The sequence below is a fragment of the Fructilactobacillus sp. X8R2C1 genome, assembly GCF_059900955.1.
In genome coordinates this window covers 184,581-200,997 of the sequence record NZ_JBWXVI010000001.1, presented here as the reverse complement: position 1 = coordinate 200,997, position 16,417 = coordinate 184,581, and the positions used below count along the sequence as shown (strand labels likewise).

Below are 16,417 nucleotides of genomic sequence, written 5' to 3'. Positions count from 1 at the left end.
ATGATGTAAATTAGATATTTGGTTCTAGGAGGATTTTGAAGATGGCTGATTTATTAAAAGGAAAAAAAGTTGTTGTGATGGGTGTGGCGAATAGGAAAAGTATTGCTTGGGGATGTGCACAAGCAATTAAGTCACTTGGAGCTCAGGTTATTTTGACATACCAAAATGATCGTTTAAAGAAGAGTATTGAGAAGACCATTGGTGATGAAGAGTTCCCACTGGTTGAATGTGACGTGGCCGAAGATGCTAACGTCCAAAAGGCTTTTTCCGAAATTCATGACCGTTTTGGAAACATCGATGGGGTTATTCATGCCATTGCTTTTGCTGACAAAGAGACCCTTCAAAATGGTGTGATTAACACCAAAAAAGATGGTTACAACTTAGCCGAAGACATTAGTGCGTACTCATTTATCTCAGTTACTCGTTATGCCAGCAAGATTATGAACAAGCCTGGTAGCATTTTAACGTTAACTTATATGGGTTCAACTCGTGCCATTCCTGATTACAACATGATGGGAATTGCTAAGGCATCCCTTGAATCAGCTATGCGTTACCTTGCTTCTGAACTTGGTAAAGACCAAATTCGAGTAAACGCAATTTCCGCTGGAGCCGTTAAAACTTTGGCTGTTACCGGAATTAAGGGTCATCGTGACCTGCTTAAAATGTCACAATCATTCACCGTTGATGGTGAGAATGTAACAACTGATCAGATTGGTAACGTTGCTGCTTTCTTAGTTAGTGATTTATCAACCGGTGTTACTGGTGACATTATCTACGTTGACAAGGGTGTTCATTTACTTGCCTAAATTAAAATTAATTTAAATATCCCATAGTCGTTGATCGGCTATGGGATTTTTTTGACTCAAAGGTGGGAGTTTGGTCATGATTACACATTAAAACAAGTGTAACCAGATACATACTTGCTTTAAAATGCTGATATGACAGGCTTTTATGTCAGAATCATTCTAACTAGAATGGTTTTTGATTGCTAAATAACGAAAACTTGTTGAATATGAACACATGGTAATTACTCGAAATACCATGCTTGAATCAAATTAGATTAATAGAGGTGAATAATTTGAGTTTAATGAACGCAAAAGAAATTATGGATCTAATTCCTAATCGTTACCCGATTTTATTTATTGACCGGGTCGATGCGATGGATCCAGGCAAGTCCATTACGGCTACCAAGAATGTTACAATTAACGAAAATTATTTCCAAGGACATTTCCCTGGTAATCCAGTCATGCCCGGTGTTTTAATTATTGAATCGATGGCCCAGGTGGCTTCAATTCTGATTTTGAAGTCGCCCCAGTTTAAGAACAAAACGGTTTATATGGGTAGCATTCGCAACGCGAAGTTCAGAAAGATGGTGGAGCCCGGTGATGTGCTACGCTTTGAGGTTAAGATTGATAAGGTTAGAGGAAGTGCTGGCTCAGTTTCGTGTGTGGCATACGTTGGCGATAAAAAGGCTTGCGACGCTCAGTTGACCTTTATCGTAAGTAACAAGGAAAGAGAACAATAAAATAGGTAATAGGAGTCGCAAATGGGTAGTTTTTCAATCTTAGAAACGGCAAGGTCAACGCCCAATAATGTTGTTACTAATCATGATTTAACTAAAATCATGGATACCTCTGATGAGTGGATCAAACGACGGACCGGTATTCACGCCCGTCACATTTCTAAGTCAGAGACTAATACTTCCATGTGTACTGATGTTGCAACTAAGCTCATTAATAAGGCTAATATTTCTGCAAGTGACGTTGATTTCATCATCGTAGCCACCATGTCATCAGACTTTCAAACTCCCTCAACTGCAGCAGCGGTTCAGGGAAATCTTCATGCCGACAATGCAGTTGCCTTTGATCTGAACGCCGCTTGTTCCGGATTTGCTTACGGAATTTACGTCTTGAATGCGTTGCTTGCAAGTAAGCCGCATTCAAAAGGAATTTTAATTGGTGGTGAGAAATTAAGTAAGTATATTGACTGGTCTGATCGGTCAACGGCGGTCCTGTTTGGAGATGGTGCTGCGGGAATTCTAGCTACCAATGATGGAAGTGAGTCAGAGGTACTTGCTAGTGACTTAGAAACAGTTGGAGAACTTGGGAATTCGCTAACGGCTGGGCACTTCGCTGATGATACGTACCAGCCGTATTTCAAGATGGATGGTCATGAAGTGTATCGTTTTGCCACCCAAAGGGTTCCAGAGTCCATCAAACTGGCGCTTTCAAAGGCAAACATTGGCTTAAGTGATGTGAAGTATTTTATCGTTCATCAAGCAAATGAACGAATTATTAAAAGTATTGCTAACAAATTAGGTTTATCGATGGAAAAGTTTCCCGTTAATATCAATAAGTATGGCAATACCGCTGCGGCGAGTGAGCCACTGCTATTAAGTGAAATGGTAGAGGAGCATCAGATTAACCGTGGTGACAACCTTGTTTTAACCGGTTTTGGTGGGGGATTAACCATTGGAACCGTAGTAATTAGATACTAAATACAAAAAATATTATGGAGTGATAAATTATGGCAGATCAAAACGAAATTTTTAACAAAATCAAGGACTTAATCGCAAAACAAACTGATGTACCAGCATCAGACATCAAGATGGACACTAATCTTAAGGAAGACGTTGATATTGATAGTCTTGACTTTTTTGAAGTGGTTGACGGACTTGAAAATGAATATGACATCGAAATTGAAAGTGATGAAGACATCAACACCGTCCAACAATTAGTTGACTACATTCAAAAGAAGATTGCGGAGAACGATAAATAATCAGTAAAATTATTTATTTGAACAGGAGGAAATCATTTGAGTAATCGAGTAGTTGTAACAGGGATGGGAGCTGTCACCCCCATCGGAAATGATGCCGAAACCTTTTCCAACAATTTGTTCAACTCTAAAGTGGGCATTGCACCAATTACCAAATTTGATGCTAGTAACACGGGTGTGACGGTAGCTGCTGAAGTTAAAGACTTTGATCCAAGCAAGCGTTTAGATAAACGTGCCTACAAACGAATTGATCTTTTTTCACAGTACGCTTTGTACAGTGCTAAAGAGGCCATGGATCAAGCTGGCCTGAAACAGGGTGATTACGAACCTGAGGACCTTGGTGTCATGTACGGAAATGGAATTGGTGGTCTTACTACCATTGAGAGTGACATCATCAAGATGCACGAAAAGGGACCAAAGCGAGTTTCACCACTTTTTGTTCCTAAAGCCATTGCTAACATGGCAGCTGGAAATGTTTCCATGTACTTTGATGCGGAAAACACGTCTCAGACCATTGTGACGGCTTGTGCTTCAGCTAATAATGCCATTGGAAACGCCTTTGAACTAATTAAGCAAGGGAAAGCCAGGATGATGATTGCTGGTGGAACTGAAGCTGCCATCACCGAGATTGGAATTGCTGGATTTGCTAAATTGACCGCTCTTTCAACCGCTGAAAAAGTGGAAGATGCCTCAATGCCATTTGATAAAGACCGCAATGGCTTTGTCATGGGAGAAGGGGCTGGTACTCTTGTACTTGAGGATTATGACCATGCTAAAGCACGTGGTGCTAATATTTTGGCTGAAGTGGTTGGATACGGTGCTACTAGTGATGCGTACCACATGACTGCTCCGAACCCCTCTGGGAAGGGTGCCATTAGAGCCATGAAGGAAGCCATTGACGAGGGTCACATTAAGACCAGTGAACTTGACTACGTTAATGCGCACGGTACCAGTACACACGCTAATGATGTGGCTGAGGCCGGGGCAATTGAAAAGTTGTTTAAAGATAACGATCACGTCAAAGTTAGTTCCATTAAGGGAATGGTGGGACACTCCCTAGGTGCCGCTGGTGGACTTGAAGCGGTTGCCCTAGTTGCTGCCCTTCAAAATGATCAAATGCCAGTCAATGTGGGGATGAAGCATAAGGATCCTGAGATTCACGTTGATTTGGTTGATGAAGATAACAAAAAGGCGCCCGTTAATACGGCAATTAGTAATGCATTTGGCTTTGGTGGTCACAATGCGGTAATTGCGATGAAGAAGTGGAATGAAGATTAGTGAATGAACAAGATATTGAAAAATTAATTGATAAATTTGAGCAATCGAGTTTACAAGAAATTAAGATTAATCAGAATGAAAGGGCCGTTTACTTATCCAAAATTCCTGATCACGACAGCTTGCATGCAAGTGAGTCAGTTAATGAATCCAGAAAGCCGGCTCAACTTGAATCTGCGTCAATTGATGCAACTGACGACTCCGATAATTATCAATTGAAAGCTCCAATGGTTGGAATTCTTTATTACGCTCCAAGCCCAGAAAAGGCCGACTTTAAGCAAGATGGTGATCACGTTAAAAAAGGTGAGACCGTTTGTGTAATTGAAGCCATGAAGTTGGTTAATGAGGTTAAAAGTCCAGTGAGTGGGACCATCGTTAAACGAATGCCCAAGAGTGGTTCGATGGTGGAATACAATGAACCGATTTTTGAAATTAAGGAAGACTAAGAAACTCAATTCATATTAGTTTAAAAAGGTGATTTAATGTTTAAAAAAGTGCTGGTTGCAAACCGCGGTGAAATCGCAGTCCAGATCATCCGTGCACTTCACGAAATGAACATCAAGGCGGTGGCGGTTTATTCAACCGCTGATGCTGATAGTTTATTCGTAAAATTAGCTGACGAATCCGTATGTATTGGTGGACCGTTTCCAGATGAGTCATACCTAAACATGGCAGCAATTATTGATTCCGCGGTTCTTTGCGGATGTGATGCGCTCCATCCTGGGTATGGCTTTTTGTCTGAAAATGCTGATTTTGCTGAATTATGTGAACAGTGCGGAATTAAATTTATTGGTCCCACCGCTTCAGTAATTAATCTGATGGGAAATAAGGGTAATGCCAAAGAAGCAATGAAAAAGAATGGCGTTCCGACCATTCCGGGTAGTGATGGCTTTGTTGATACTTACAACCAGGCTAAAGAAGTGGCCCAAGAAACTGGTTATCCCGTGATGTTAAAGGCTGCTGCCGGTGGTGGCGGTAAGGGAATTCGAAAAGTTACTAGTGAATCTGAATTAAAAAAAGCCTTTAGTGATACTAAGCGTGAAGCCAAACTTTCATTTGGTGACGACCGCTTGTACATGGAAAAGGATTTAAGTGATGCCAAACACATTGAAATGCAGGTCATCGCCGATGAACACGGGCACGTGGTCTACTTTCCGGAGCGAGATTGCTCAATGCAACGAAATCATCAAAAAATAATCGAAGAAAGTGCATGTTCCAAGATTACCCCTGAAAAACGCAAAGAACTTGGACAGACCGTGGCTAAAGCCGCTAAAGGAATTGGTTATACTAATACCGGAACCTTCGAATTTTTGATGGATAAAGAAGAACATTTTTATTTTATGGAAATGAATACTAGGCTTCAAGTTGAATATACCGTTACCGAAGAAGTAACTGGAGTTGAAATTATTAAAGCTCAGATTCTAGTGGCAGAAGGACAATCACTCCCTTTTAATCAACAAGACTGTGAGGTAAAGGGTTACTCACTTGAATGTCGGATCGATGCCGAGGATCCTAGCAATAATTTTGCTCCATCACCTGGTAAACTTCAGCAGGTGAAATTTACCCATGAATCTGATTCCATTCGAATTGATTCTGGGGTTGAAGCTGGCGACATGATTTCACCTTACTATGATTCGATGATTGCTAAAGTTATTGTGCATAAACCGACAAAACGGGAAGCCGTGTCCGAAATGAAGCAAATTTTGAACGAATTTGTTGTGAAGGGGGTCACCACCAATCGCGATTTCTTGATTGGTTTGATTTCTGATCAGCATTTCTTAACTGGTGATTTTAACAATAATTACATTGAGAGTACGTTCTTAAAAGAATGGATGAAGCAGTATGACAAGCAAACGGTTTGAAAGTATTAGTCAAAAAGAGTTAAGTCAGCGGATGGACCAAATCCCCGATCACATCTGGGTTAAGTGTCCGATTTGTCAGAAGAGTTTTTACAAGAAAGATCTTGGCAGGTATAAAGAGTGTCCTAATTGTTACTATGCCTTTCGGATTGGTGCTAAAGAGCGAATTGAGTTAATGTGTGACGACTTCACACCCATTAATACTGATTTAAAGGCTTCCAAAAAGTTTAACGACGAAAAGTACGTAGATAAATTGAAGAAGGCACGCGCGGTGACTGGTCTAAATGAGAGTGTTTTGTCTGGGATTGGTACCATTGATGGAAATCAGGTAGCGATGGCTGCGATGGACTGGCGCTTTGTAATGGCAAGTCTTGGGACGGCAACGGGTGAGATTTTGGCACGGCTGTTTGAAACGGCAACGAAAAAGAAGCTTCCCGTGATTGTGTTTACTGCTTCTGGAGGAGCCCGAATGCAAGAGGGGATTCATTCCCTGATGCAGATGGCCAAAGTGTCTGAAGCGGTTGCGGAACACAGTAAAGCGGGCTTACTGTACGTCAGTGTTCCCTGTGATCCCACTACTGGTGGGGTGACTGCCAGTTTTGCAATGCAGGGAGACATTATTTTGTCAGAGCCCCACGCTTTGATTGGTTTTGCGGGACGTCGGGTGATTGAAAAGACGATTCAACAGCGCCCACCAAAAGACTTTCAACGATCAGAGACATTACTTAAAAATGGGTTTTTGGATGGGGTCGTGAGACGACGCGATCTAAAAGAGGCACTTAATAAAATTCTAAAGTGGCATCGGGTAGGTGATAATGATGAGTAAACCAACCACATGGGATAGAGTTATAAATGCTAGAGCTGCGGGTAAGATTGGGGTTGATGATCTCATCAACGGAATTACGGAAGATTTCATGGAATTGCATGGTGATCGGGCTTACGGTGATGACCCCGCCGTATACGCTGGGATTGGAACCCTTGATGAAATTCCGACGACGTTGATTGGGATTAGAAAGGGCTCGGATCTAAATTCCAACATCGAACGGCACTTTGGTTCGGCTGAGCCTGACGGATACCGCAAAGCGCTGCGATTAATGAAGCAGGCCGAAAAATTCAATCGTCCAATTGTTACCTTGATTAATACTCCTGGAGCTTATCCTGGTGTAGAAGCCGAGTACCACGGGATTGGCTATACGATTGCGCAATTAATCTTACAGGGAATGCAACTGAAAGTTCCTTACGTAAGTGTGATTGTTGGTGAAGGTGGCAGTGGTGGTGCCCTGGCATTAGCTGTTGGTGACTGCGTCTGGGCTTTTGAGGATAGTATCTATTCGGTTCTTTCCCCAGAAGGATATGCCACCATTTTGTGGAAAGATTCTAGTCGAATGAAAGAAGCTGCTTCAGTCATGAAGTTGACTCCAGATGACTTACTAAAAGAAGGAATCATTGATCGGATTATTCCTGAAGTAAATACCGCCGATGGCTTTGAACGTTTTCGTGGTGATTTGGTGAAAAAAATTAAAGAACTAAATGCGATGCCAAAGGATGAGATGCTTAAGAAGCGGTTTGCTAGGTACCGTAATTTTTAGTCAATGACCAAGATGTATGAGAGTGTTACTATTGTATCTGTTGAAAATAGTGAGACTCTTATTTTTTATCTCTCGGACCCAATCAGGTCTAATAAAATGAAAATGAGGAATTAGCATGATTAAATTTTTAAGTGATTCGATCACCACAAAAGCATTTCAACCATACTACCAAGACCTAGGAATCACCGATAAGCCCAAAAAGCAACAGACGCTTGTGGGAAGGGTTTTGTTAGCTAAATTGGTGGGAATGCCAGTACAAGACGCCATTAAAAACGTTGACATTGATTTTGGACATTACGGGAAACCCTATTTTGTGCCAAATGGCTATCATTTTAACATTGCTCACTCTCATGACGCGGTTTTGGTGGTAATTTCTGATCAACCAATTGGAGTTGATTTAGAACAGATTCGTCCTTATGACTACACCAGAATTACCAAAGCTTTCACCCCAGCGGAACTTAATTACTTAAAGAATTTAAAGGGCGAACGGCAGGGTGAACAAGCCTTAAGATTATGGACCATCAAGGAAGCGGTCTTAAAACTTCAGGGAGTTGGATTGATCGGAAAACCCAAGTCCGTTGAGGTTTCATTACCTCACATGGAAAGTGCTAGAAGAAACGATGATTTGTACCAGATTAACTTTTTGGACGTGGGATGGAAGTACATTGGGACACTTGCTACCCAGGTGAGTGAATAAATCATGAACGATATTTTAAATGCACGCGTAATTCATAGCTTAATTAGTAATCCCATTGATCAAATCGAGGTTTATGACCAATTGCCGTCGACTAACGAAGAGGCTCAAGTGGAGGTTTGGCATCGTCCTGGCATGATCATTGCTAACGAACAGACGAAGGGGAAAGGCCAAAATGGCCATCATTTTTATTCTCCTGCAAACAACGGCGTTTATTTTACGGTGGTGTTTCAGGCCCAACCAAGGTATCTTGATAATCCAGGTATCTTAACGCTTGGAATTGGCATTGCCGTTACGGACGCTATTAAACTGGTCTACAACATCGATACTCAATTAAAATGGGTGAATGACGTGTATCACGATGACAGTAAGGTCTGTGGGATTTTAACTGAAATTCAGAGTAACGAAGATAACGAGCCCGAGAACTTTATCATGGGCATTGGCCTCGATATTGGGATCATGCCGTTTTCACGTAATGGTGACCAAATGGTGGGGAGTTTAAACGTGGTACCACCACTTAAAAGGAACCAGTTAATTGCTTCGGTTTATGACCATTTGTACGAGGTCTATCGCGAGTGGGACGATGATCGGATTATTAATCAATATACTAAGCGGCTGCTGTGGCTTAACGAACAAGTTTCCCTGATCAATCATGATAATGAAATCACTGGGAAATTAGCAGGAATCGACGAACGTGGGCACCTTTTGTTAAAGACACGGGACCAGCAAACGTTAAACCTGGATCCGAATGTGACCAGACATATTAGGAAGATGAAATCTGACGATTGATGTTAGGTTTCTCTTTTTGTGTTGATTAAATTTAATTGTATGCTAAAATTAGCAACAAATTCAGGAGGTCTTATTATGGTTAAATTAAATGAAATGAGAGACTACGTTAACCAAAAGAAGCTTGATGTTGCTTACATCAGTAATTTTGAGGATATTAAGTACTTTACTGGTTTTGGTAGTGATCCCGTTGAACGGGTGTTGGCACTTTTTATTTTTCCTGATGCGGAACCATTTCTGTTTGCACCAGAACTCGAAGTGGAAGCCATAAAGGAGTCAGGATGGAAGTATCCCGTTTATGGTTACTTAGACCATGAAGATCCCTTTAAACTGATCGCCAAGCACATTCGTGATGTAACTCCTGATCCCAAGCGATTTGGGATTGAAGACGACAACTTGGTCATTAGTCGTTATCAACAGCTTCAAGCTGAATTTCCGAAGGCTGACTTTAGCACTAACGTGGCTCCAGAAGTTAGTGAACTGCGGGTAATTAAGACGCCATATGAGATTGAACAGTTAGACGCTGCTGGAAAAGAAGCCGACTTTGCTTTTCAAGTTGGTTTTGAGACCGCTAAAGCCGGTAAAACGGAGGCAGAAGTGGCTGCTGAGATTGAGTACCAGGAAAAAATCAGAGGGGTTATGAACATGAGTTTTGATACTCTGGTTCAGACTGGACCTCACGCGGCGGAACCACATGGTGCTACTGACATGAACAAGATTAAGAACGATAACCTGTTATTATTTGATTTAGGAACGGTTCATAATGGCTACATCTCTGATGCTTCCCGGACGGTCGCTGTTGGTGATAAAATTCCGGCCAAACAAAAAGAGATTTATGACGTTTGTTTGGAAGCTCAGTTAGCTGCCCAATCTGCCGCTAAACCAGGTATTCGGGCCGAAGACCTGGATGCGGTTGCAAGAGATATCATTGACAAGGCTGGTTATGGTAAATACTTCATCCACCGTTTAGGCCACGGTATGGGGATGGGTGAGCATGAATTCCCTTCAATCATGGAGGGCAATAAGATGATTTTAAAGGAAGGCATGTGCTTTTCAATTGAACCTGGTATCTACATTCCTGGAATAGCCGGAGTTCGAATTGAAGATTGCATTCACCTAACCAAGGATGGAAATGAACCATTTACTCACACATCCAAAGAATTACGCTATGTATAAGAGTTGACATAAAAAGACCCGGGATTTTATCCAGGGTCTTATTTTTTACATTTGATGGGTCTGTTCTCGCTTGGGACCAGTTGAGAAAGTGACTAACGGGATACCTACAAGTTCTGAAACCCGGTCAAGAAACTTTTGGGCGTTTTTAGGAAGCTTGTCGTAGGTATCACAATTAGTGATATCCTCGTTCCATCCCTGGAGCGTTTCGTAGACCGGTTTGCACTTGTCCAAGATATCCAAGTTAGCGGGGTAATAAGTGATTTTCTTACCATCTAGTTCATATGCGGTACAAATCTTAATTTCTTTTAATCCGTCTAAAACATCCAGACAGTTTAAGGCTAGGTGGGTTAGACCAGAAACACGACGAGCGTGTCTTAAGGCAACGCTGTCAAACCAACCGATTCGTCTGGGACGCTTGGTCACAACCCCGTACTCATGGGCGGTTTCTCTGATGTAGTTACCGGTCTCGTCTAGTAGTTCCGTTGGAAATGGTCCCTCACCGACACGTGAAGTATAGGCTTTACAAGTTCCAATGACCCGATCAATCTTGCTGGGTCCAATTCCCGCACCAACGGCAGCGCCGCCGGCAACGGGGTTCGAGGAAGTGACGTAAGGATAGGTTCCATGGTCAACGTCTAACATAATGCCCTGAGCACCTTCAAACAGGACGTTTTTGTTATGATCGATTTCATTGTTTAAAAGAACGGAGGTTTCGGTTACGTATGGTTTTAATCGTTTCCCTAACTGGACGTATTCATTATAGATTTCTTCAAAATTAAGGGGCTCATGGTCGTATAGTTTAACCAAAATTTCGTTCTTTTCAGCCAAGACGTCTTTCAAACGCTTATTGAAAGTTACTGGATCAATTAAATCGGCCACCCGAATTCCGACCCTAGCAACCTTGTCCATGTAAGCAGGCCCAATTCCCTTTTGAGTCGTCCCGATCTTATGATGTTTGTGTTCCTCTTGAAGCTTATCAAAAAGAGGATGGTATGGCATGATGACTTGAGCACGAGATGATACACGGAGGTTGTCGGTAGAAACACCATGTTCGTTTAGATAGTCGACTTCTTTAAATAGTGACTTGGGGTTCAAAACAACGCCGTTTCCAATTACTGCCAACTTGTCAGAATAGAAAATTCCGGACGGAACGAGTTGAACGTGAAAATTTTGATTGTTATACACAATGGTGTGACCAGCATTGTCACCGCCCTGATATCTAGCAATGATATCTGCGTCAGCACTTAGGGTATCGACAATCTTTCCTTTTCCCTCATCGCCCCATTGACTACCAACAACAACTGTTACAGACATAAATAGCACCTCGTAAATGAATTTTTTGACCAAGAACAGTTTACCAATCACATATGGAAAAATCAAGAACGTTCAAAATATTGTTAAAAATAATGTTCGTGTTTTATTGAATATTAGAATTATAATAAAGTAGTAGCGGCGTTGATTTGACTGAAAAGAAAACATTATGTAAGATTATCCTGTAATTATAATGAGGTGAATGAAATGATTGATCGTTATACAAGAGCACCAATGAAGCGAATTTGGAGTAAGCAGAATCAGTATCAGACATGGCTTGAAGTTGAGATTGCGATTGATGAAGCATGGAATAAGTTAGGTAAGATTCCAGATGCTGACATTATTGCCATTAAAAGAAACGCGACCTTTGACGTGGACCGTATTGCACAGATTGAATCGGAAACTCACCATGATGTGGTGGCTTTTACCCGCGATGTTTCGGAGTCGCTTGGCCCCGAAAAAAAGTGGATTCATTACGGCGTTACTAGTACTGATGTTGTCGATACCGCTCAGGGACTTAGACTAAAGCAGGCTGACGAGATTCTTCGTCAGGATATTTTAACTTTAATGGATACCATTAAGCAGAAAGCCTTAAAATATAAGGATACGGTTGAAATTGGAAGAACCCACGGAGTTCAGGCGGAACCAATGACCTTTGGCTTAAAGATGGCACGTTGGTATTCAGAAATGAAACGAAACCTAAAACGATTTAACGAAGCAGCTGCCGGAGTGGAAGCCGGGAAAATTTCTGGAGCCGTTGGGACATTTGCTAACATTGACCCTCAGGTAGAGGCTTACGTATGCGATAAGTTAGGACTACGTGCCCAAGAAATTACTAGTCAAGTCTTACCTCGTGATTTGCATGCCGAATATATCGCTACTTTGGCATTGATTGCCACTAGTCTTGAAAATTTTGCAACGGAGATTCGTGGTTTGCAACGTTCTGAGATTCATGAAGTAGAAGAGCATTTTAATCCTGGTCAAAAGGGTTCTTCGGCAATGCCACATAAACGGAACCCAATTGGATCAGAAAACATTTGTGGATTGGCCAGAACCATGCGTGGACTAATCACCACTGCCTACGAGAACGTTTCTTTGTGGCATGAACGTGATATTTCCCATTCTTCGGCTGAGCGAATTATTCTACCAGAGAGTACCACGCTCTTAGATTACATGCTTCATCGTTTCAACGACATTCTTTCAAATCTAGACGTGTTCCCAAAGCGGATGAAGGAAAATATGAATCTAACTTATGGACTAATTTACAGTCAACGAGTAATGTTGAAATTAATTGATAAAGGGATGAGCCGGGAAGCGGCTTACGACTTAGTTCAACCACTGACGGCTCAGTCATGGGAAAACCGCGAGTCATTTGAAAAGTTAGTTAAAGCTAACGATCAGATTAATGAACGGTTATCTAACCAAGAGATTAACGATGCGTTTGATTATCATTACCACCTTAGACACGTTGATGATATTTTCAAACGGGTCGGATTAGAATAGGTTAAATGGAGTTGCATTAATGCATCTCCATTTTGATTGCTTTTACCATTCAATCAGTATATTATTAAAGTGAATTATATAATTCTGGGGTGCCGAAAGGCTGAGATAATACCCATTGAACCTGATCAGGTTAAGACCTGCGAAGGGATCCGACTACACTACAAGTGTCATTTTTAATCATGTGTTGAAGTTCCCGGGGTAGATCCAGGAACTTTTTTTATTGGAGGAGATCACATGAAGATTTTAAGAGAATGGCATTTAAAGGACATTATTTTAGTTACATTGATTGGTGCTTTTTGTGGAGTGATTTTTTGGGGAACTTCATTTCTCTATAATATCTTAGCTGTGGCACTGACACCATTTGGATTGCAGCCGTTTGCAAACGAAGCCACCTTTGGATTATGGACGCTTGCTGGACCGTTAGCAGCGTTTATCATTCGCATCCCATTTTCCGCTACCCTTGGTGAGTTACTGGGAGCCTTCGTCGAGATGATCCTTGGCAGTCAGTGGGGAATTGCTGATTTGTTATCCGGCTTAATTCAAGGACTATCGTCTGAGTTAGGATTTGCCGTATTGGGATATAAACATTATGATTGGTTAGGAATCATAAGTACGACGATTACCACCACGGTAATTACGTTTGCTTGGGATATGATCAAAAGTGGATACGCAAATTATCATTTTGGATTTTTACTCCTACTGTTTCTAACCCGGCTTGGATCGGTCTTCTTATTCAGTGGAGTGCTGACTTATTTCATCAGTCGTTTACTAGAAAAAAGTCAGGTCTTAAGCAGATAAGTCGTACCCAATATTTAATTAGGGGATGACAAAATGTCTGATTATCGAATTGAAAGTGACACGCTTGGAGACGTCAAGGTGCCAAAGGATGCTTTGTGGGGTGCTCAAACCGAGCGGAGCCGGCATAATTTTCCGGTGGGACCCAAGTTACCAGTATTGGTAATTCGCGCTCTCATAAACATTAAAGCAAGTGCCGCCGAGGTGAGCATTAAACAAGACACCATCGATCGAAAAAAGGGTGAGTTGATTGAGCAGGGTGCCCAAAAATTGTTGAGTCTTTCCGATGATCAATTAATGCAAAACTTCCCGTTACACATTTACCAAACTGGATCGGGAACTCAGACTAACATGAACGTGAACGAGGTGATTGCCCACGTTGCTAATCAGATTAATCCAAAGATTAATGTTTTACCAAATGATGATGTTAATCATTCCCAGAGTTCAAATGATACGTTTCCAACGGCAATGAACATTGCAAGTCTGGTTGCCATCAATCAGCTGTTACCTGAGTTGGAGCATTTGATTGACGTTATGCATCACTTACAGAAAAAGTATTGGGATGTGGTTAAGATTGGGCGCACTCATTTACAGGACGCCACTCCAATGACATTTGGACAGGAAGTGTCGGGATGGGCTAGTACCATTCAACACGACCTTGATTTTGTGAGGGACAATTCGAAGTCACTACTGGGTCTACCAATTGGTGGAACCGCAGTAGGAACTGGCCTTAATACGACGGAAGACTTTGATAAGGAAATGGTTCAAACCCTGGGTAATAAGTATCATGAGCCGTTTGAAGTTGAAAATAAATTTTATGGATTAGCTTCCCATTCTGCCATTACCATGACTCATGGGGCTGTGCGGACGCTTGCAACTGATCTGATGAAAATTGCCAATGACATTAAATTTCTAGCGAGTGGTCCTAGAGCTGGTTACGGTGAGATTAAAATTCCCGCTAATGAACCTGGGTCATCGATTATGCCTGGCAAGGTGAACCCGACTCAGGGTGAAGCCATGGATATGGTAGTAGCGCGCATCATGGGAAATGATACGACCATCGAAGTTGCTAACACTCAGGGAAACTTTGAAATGAATGTCTATAAGCCAATTATCATATCCTGTTTTCTTGATTCCGTTCAGTCACTGACAGGCATCTTAAGCCACTTTACGGACTTGATGGTCAAAGGGATTGAAGTCAACCAAGATCGCATGGAGGAGTTGGTCCATAATTCTTTGATGACGGTAACGGCATTGTCACCACACATTGGCTATCATCGAGCAGCTGAAATTGCCAATGCTGCTTTAAAGGGAAAGACGAATCTTAGACAGGCGGCCATTGATTCAGGATACGTCACTGGTGATAACTTTGATAAATGGGTTGAGCCATTAAAAATGACTAATTATAAGCGCGAACAATGATCAAGATTATAAATAAAAAAAGGTCCAGCAACTAACGTCTCCGTTATTGCTGGACCTTTTGGGTATTTAATTACTTTTTGGAATCATTGGAGTTATTGGCATCAGAATCTTTTGAATTTTGAGGAGCACCATCAGTAGTACTACCAGTTGATTGTGGATTAACGTTACCGTTTTTGCTTCGTTTCATCATTTCTGCCATCAACATTCTGTACTGGGTCCGGTAAGCATTGTAAGCCTTCTGTGAGTCTTCCATGTTCGTTTGGGCGTCGTGAAGACGAGTCCCTAACTGTTGATTAGTGTACCCTGATAAGTTCATCTGAACGTTTAAAGTCGCGTTGTAAGCATGGGTTAGATAATGGTACCCAGATAACGTCGCCTTAGAAATCGTGCTAGCGGCGTGTTTAACCGTTGGCTGTTCACTGAAGTCGTCAATTCCGTTAACAATGGGGTCACTAATGTGTTTGTTCCAGTAGGAAATTAGTGGACCGGCAAAGAAGGCAACGATGATTGATGCAAATCCAACGGGGCCACCAGCAAGGACAGCGGCAATCAAGAAGAGGATATCTTGGATCACACGAGCCGTCTTGTACTTGATGTGTAGTCGTGATGATACAATTGGAGCAATGGCATCATAGGGGGCAACACCAAGATTAGGAGCCATGTAGATTGAACTACCAGCCGTAAATAGGATTAGTCCCAAGAAGGCATTAGCAACGATTACGAAGAAGTTAATCCCCGACGGGAAGATTTGTTGGTAAAATTGAGTGAAAATTTGAATCTCAAATCCAACTAACACCATGTTCATGATGGTTCCAATTCCGATCATGTGACGGTCAAGGAACAAGACAAACACGAAGATTACCAGGTTAGCCAGTAACTGGTACAAACCAAGTGACATGTGCAGATGGTTTGACATACCAATATTAACGGCAGTAAAAGGATCAAGACCTAAAATCTTGCTTGATCGAAGTAACGTGGCACCAAGTGATAACATGGTGATACCAACAAACGACATTAAAACTTTAAGTAATATATTAAATGTTTTACCGTACCAAGTCATTTGTGGTGCGGCAGTATTGCCTGATTGGGTAGAATTACTCATTGAATAGACTTCCTTCTTAATTTGATATTTGTATTATAACTTATTGCATACAGGATTGTAAGGGCTGGGCGGCACAAACGTATTGATACGGGCAATAAATTACAAGAGATGACTAATTTTGAAATATGTA

General features: G+C 41.7%; 17 protein-coding genes and 1 riboswitch. Of the genes, 15 read left to right on the top strand and 2 right to left on the bottom strand.

Annotation, left to right across the window (positions count from 1 at the left end; all coding sequences use genetic code 11):
• The first annotated feature begins 41 nt into the window (after positions 1-41).
• The 12 genes from fabI to AC6UD6_RS01025 all read left to right on the top strand — a co-directional run bounded on the left by fabI (position 42) and on the right by AC6UD6_RS01025 (position 10,154).
• A complete protein-coding gene (gene fabI / locus AC6UD6_RS01080) occupies positions 42-806 on the top strand; it encodes an enoyl-ACP reductase FabI (RefSeq protein WP_500693423.1) in 765 nt (254 codons plus the stop codon).
• Between the two features lie 272 nt (positions 807-1,078).
• The gene (gene fabZ / locus AC6UD6_RS01075) at positions 1,079-1,525 is read left to right on the top strand and encodes a 3-hydroxyacyl-ACP dehydratase FabZ (RefSeq protein ID WP_500693424.1); all 447 of its coding nucleotides are present in this window, start codon (positions 1,079-1,081) and stop codon (positions 1,523-1,525) included.
• A 21-nt stretch (positions 1,526-1,546) separates the two neighbouring features.
• The gene (locus AC6UD6_RS01070; protein ID WP_500695345.1) at positions 1,547-2,497 is read left to right on the top strand and encodes a beta-ketoacyl-ACP synthase III; all 951 of its coding nucleotides are present in this window, start codon (positions 1,547-1,549) and stop codon (positions 2,495-2,497) included.
• A gap of 29 nt (positions 2,498-2,526) precedes the next feature.
• A complete protein-coding gene (locus tag AC6UD6_RS01065; RefSeq protein WP_500693426.1) occupies positions 2,527-2,778 on the top strand; it encodes an acyl carrier protein in 252 nt (83 codons plus the stop codon).
• A 36-nt stretch (positions 2,779-2,814) separates the two neighbouring features.
• On the top strand, positions 2,815-4,053 hold the full coding sequence (gene fabF / locus AC6UD6_RS01060) for a beta-ketoacyl-ACP synthase II (RefSeq protein ID WP_500695344.1): 1,239 nt from the start codon (positions 2,815-2,817) through the stop codon (positions 4,051-4,053).
• Complete coding sequence (locus AC6UD6_RS01055) at positions 4,053-4,496, top strand: acetyl-CoA carboxylase biotin carboxyl carrier protein (protein ID WP_500695342.1); 444 nt, start codon at positions 4,053-4,055, stop codon at positions 4,494-4,496. The genes fabF and AC6UD6_RS01055 overlap by 1 nt, the downstream gene beginning before the upstream one ends.
• 36 nt (positions 4,497-4,532) lie before the next feature.
• Positions 4,533-5,912, top strand: coding sequence for an acetyl-CoA carboxylase biotin carboxylase subunit (locus AC6UD6_RS01050; RefSeq protein ID WP_500695340.1), 1,380 nt, complete (start codon positions 4,533-4,535; stop codon positions 5,910-5,912).
• A complete protein-coding gene (locus tag AC6UD6_RS01045) occupies positions 5,893-6,735 on the top strand; it encodes an acetyl-CoA carboxylase carboxyltransferase subunit beta (protein WP_500695338.1) in 843 nt (280 codons plus the stop codon). Before AC6UD6_RS01050 ends, AC6UD6_RS01045 begins: the two co-directional genes overlap by 20 nt.
• The gene (accA, locus tag AC6UD6_RS01040; protein ID WP_500695336.1) at positions 6,728-7,498 is read left to right on the top strand and encodes a carboxyltransferase subunit alpha; all 771 of its coding nucleotides are present in this window, start codon (positions 6,728-6,730) and stop codon (positions 7,496-7,498) included. Before AC6UD6_RS01045 ends, accA begins: the two co-directional genes overlap by 8 nt.
• Before the next feature lie 115 nt (positions 7,499-7,613).
• A complete protein-coding gene (locus tag AC6UD6_RS01035; RefSeq protein ID WP_500695334.1) occupies positions 7,614-8,195 on the top strand; it encodes a 4'-phosphopantetheinyl transferase family protein in 582 nt (193 codons plus the stop codon).
• Between the two features lie 3 nt (positions 8,196-8,198).
• Positions 8,199-8,981: a biotin--[acetyl-CoA-carboxylase] ligase gene (locus AC6UD6_RS01030; RefSeq protein WP_500695332.1), complete on the top strand. Its 783-nt coding sequence runs from the start codon at positions 8,199-8,201 to the stop codon at positions 8,979-8,981.
• A gap of 75 nt (positions 8,982-9,056) precedes the next feature.
• Complete coding sequence (locus tag AC6UD6_RS01025; protein ID WP_500695330.1) at positions 9,057-10,154, top strand: M24 family metallopeptidase; 1,098 nt, start codon at positions 9,057-9,059, stop codon at positions 10,152-10,154.
• A 45-nt stretch (positions 10,155-10,199) separates the two neighbouring features.
• Here AC6UD6_RS01025 and AC6UD6_RS01020 read toward each other — a convergent pair whose 3' ends face one another.
• The gene (locus AC6UD6_RS01020; RefSeq protein ID WP_500695328.1) at positions 10,200-11,468 is read right to left on the bottom strand and encodes an adenylosuccinate synthase; all 1,269 of its coding nucleotides are present in this window, start codon (positions 11,466-11,468) and stop codon (positions 10,200-10,202) included.
• Positions 11,469-11,672: 204 nt separating this feature from the next.
• Between AC6UD6_RS01020 and purB the strand changes: the two genes are divergently transcribed.
• From purB to AC6UD6_RS01005, 3 genes are all read left to right on the top strand, one after another.
• Positions 11,673-12,968 carry an adenylosuccinate lyase gene (gene purB, locus AC6UD6_RS01015; RefSeq protein ID WP_500695326.1) on the top strand — a complete coding sequence of 432 codons (1,296 nt, stop codon included), beginning with the start codon at positions 11,673-11,675 and terminating at the stop codon, positions 12,966-12,968.
• A gap of 75 nt (positions 12,969-13,043) precedes the next feature.
• Positions 13,044-13,135: riboswitch (TPP riboswitch) on the top strand.
• 67 nt (positions 13,136-13,202) lie between these two features.
• Positions 13,203-13,766 (top strand): ECF transporter S component, encoded by a 564-nt coding sequence (locus AC6UD6_RS01010; protein ID WP_500695324.1) that lies wholly within the window; start codon positions 13,203-13,205, stop codon positions 13,764-13,766.
• A 33-nt stretch (positions 13,767-13,799) separates the two neighbouring features.
• The gene (locus AC6UD6_RS01005; RefSeq protein WP_500695322.1) at positions 13,800-15,185 is read left to right on the top strand and encodes a class II fumarate hydratase; all 1,386 of its coding nucleotides are present in this window, start codon (positions 13,800-13,802) and stop codon (positions 15,183-15,185) included.
• Positions 15,186-15,255: 70 nt separating this feature from the next.
• Here the strand turns inward: AC6UD6_RS01005 and AC6UD6_RS01000 are convergent, their stop codons facing one another.
• Positions 15,256-16,287, bottom strand: a complete 1,032-nt coding sequence (locus tag AC6UD6_RS01000; RefSeq protein ID WP_500695320.1) for a YczE/YyaS/YitT family protein — start codon at positions 16,285-16,287, stop codon at positions 15,256-15,258.
• Positions 16,288-16,417: the final 130 nt, after the last annotated feature.